Source organism: Streptomyces sp. NPDC060198 (assembly GCF_042728415.1).
In the GTDB taxonomy this organism is placed as follows: domain Bacteria; phylum Actinomycetota; class Actinomycetes; order Streptomycetales; family Streptomycetaceae; genus Streptomyces.
Window position 1 is genome coordinate 31,810 of record NZ_JBHWZJ010000040.1, and the last position, 2,011, is coordinate 33,820.

The 2,011-nt window shown below is 72.0% G+C and carries 1 protein-coding gene and 1 pseudogene; both read right to left on the reverse strand.

Annotation, left to right across the window (positions count from 1 at the left end; translation table 11 throughout):
- Positions 1 to 1,446, reverse strand: a 1,446-nt coding sequence (locus ACFWEP_RS08625) for a glycoside hydrolase family 6 protein (RefSeq protein WP_387367684.1), incomplete at its 3' end; no start/stop codon positions are given.
- A gap of 356 nt (positions 1,447 to 1,802) precedes the next feature.
- A pseudogene (locus ACFWEP_RS08630) lies at positions 1,803 to 2,011 on the reverse strand (hypothetical protein); the annotation flags it as partial.

Consider the following 2,011-nt stretch of genomic DNA (forward strand, 5'->3'; position numbering starts at 1 on the left):
CACTCCGGCGCGGAAGATGTCGTAGCCGGTGACGGCGGTGTTGTCGGTGGACGCGGTCCAGGAGAGCGAGACGCTGCTGCTGGTCTTCGCCGTCGAGGTCAGGCCGGTCGGGGCGGTCGGAGCGGTGGTGTCGGTGCCGGTGCCGCCGCCGGTGATCGGCGGGTAGGCGTTGCGGACGAGCTCCTGGAACTGCGCGGAGAACCAGTGACCCGCGAGCGGGGAGTTCGCCAGGGCGCCGGTCATGCTGTTGCCATTGCGGCCGTTACCGGTGTACGTGGGGTCGCACATCCGGTCGAAGCCCTTGCCCTCGTCGTTGGCGACGGGGGCGCTGTTGCCGTCCGACTCCCCCGGGGGCTTGGCCCAGACGTAGGCGTCGATACCGGCCTCAGGGGCGGCCGTGGGACGCTCGCCGATGCCGGCGCCGCTCTGGTTGCACCAGTTGCCCGCGTGGATGCGGCGGTCGACCCGGCCGCCGTCCACGTAGGCGTCCACGCTGGTCGTCGGACCGGCGGCGGTGGGCCGCGCGGAGCCGCCCCAGCCGTTGCGGGCCGTGTCGATCAGCATGCCGATGTTGGAGTTGAAGCCCTGGCTCACCAGCAGGGTGCGCAGCGCCTGGGCGAACGACAGCTCGTCGACGTAGTAGTTCCAGTCGACCCACTTGGACTGGCGCACCGTGGTGCCGTTCACCGAGTCGGTGACCTTGAAGTTCGGCTCCTTGAGAGCCGAGTAGTTGGCCGTGTTGACGATGAAGCCAGCGACGTCGTTGACCGTGGCGCCCTCGGACGTGGCGGCCTTCTTGAACTCGGCGGCGGCCGGGCTCATGTTGCTGTCCCAGCCGAGCCAGCCGTGGTGCGCGGCGTCGATGTAGTTGTAGACGTTGGGGATGGCGCCCAGGGTGTGGAGCGCGTAGCCGACGCCCTTCTCGTAGTTGCCGTTCGCCTTCATCGTCGCGCAGGCGTCGGTCGAACCGGCCGTGCCGCCCGCGTTGGTGACGATGTTGGGCAGCGAGTCGGGCTCGATGATCGTGACGATGCGCAGGTTCGCGTACGCCGGGTCGGCGAGGATGGCGGCGATCGGGTCGATGTACTCGCTCTCGTACCGGCCGAGCTCGGTCGGGCCGAGCTCACCGTTGGACGCGAGCGCGGCGCAGTCCCGTCCGGGCAGGTCGTAGATGACGACCTGGAACAGGTTCGCGCCCTGGGCCAGGGCCGTGTCGAGGTGCGCGCGCAGGCCCCTCGCCTCGGAGGAGCCCGTGATGGCCGCGATGCGGTCCATCCAGACGAAGGCGGGCGTGTTGGCGATGGCGGCGCCGCCCGGTTCGGCCGCGGCCTTCGCGGACCAGTCCGGGTTCACGTAGGCCGTGGCGCCCACGTAGGGGTTGTCGACCCGGGCCGCGGCCGCGGCCGAGGCGGGACTGGGAAGGGCGACGGCCAGCGCCGCGCCCATGGCCAGGGCGGAGACTGCGGCCAGTCTCCGGCGCAGCCCGCGCATGATGGTGCCTCTGGTACTCATTGCGGCTCCGTGTTCCTTTCGTACGCCCGGCGGGTCTTCGCCGCGGGGCGGTTTCGGGGGGTGCGGGCCGGGAGCGGGTGGCCGGGTCAGGGCTCCCTTGCTCCCGTCAGGCCGCCGCCGTCCAGTGGCGGGGCCTGCCGTGCGTCGTGGGGGACGGTGGTGTCGTGGGGGACGGGTGGTGCTGCCCGATGGCGGGTTCCGCGGGGCGTGGGTGACCCGCCATCGGGAGTGGTGGGGTGGCCGGCGTGGTCAGCGGCCGGTCACGGTGCGGCGGTTCGTGGGGCGGCGGGTCACGGTGCGGTGCCCCAGGCGAGGGCGCCGGCGACGTAGGCCCCGACCTTCGCGGAGTCGGCGTACGCGGTGTTGGTGCCGCGGCTGTAGTCGTCGCTCTCGCTGAAGTTGGACCAGTCGCTCTTGTTGAGCCGCAGCTGGAGCTCGCCCGTCGAGGCGCCGGCGGCCAGGGTGCCCGCGCCGCCGGTGAAGCCGACCTCCAGATAGC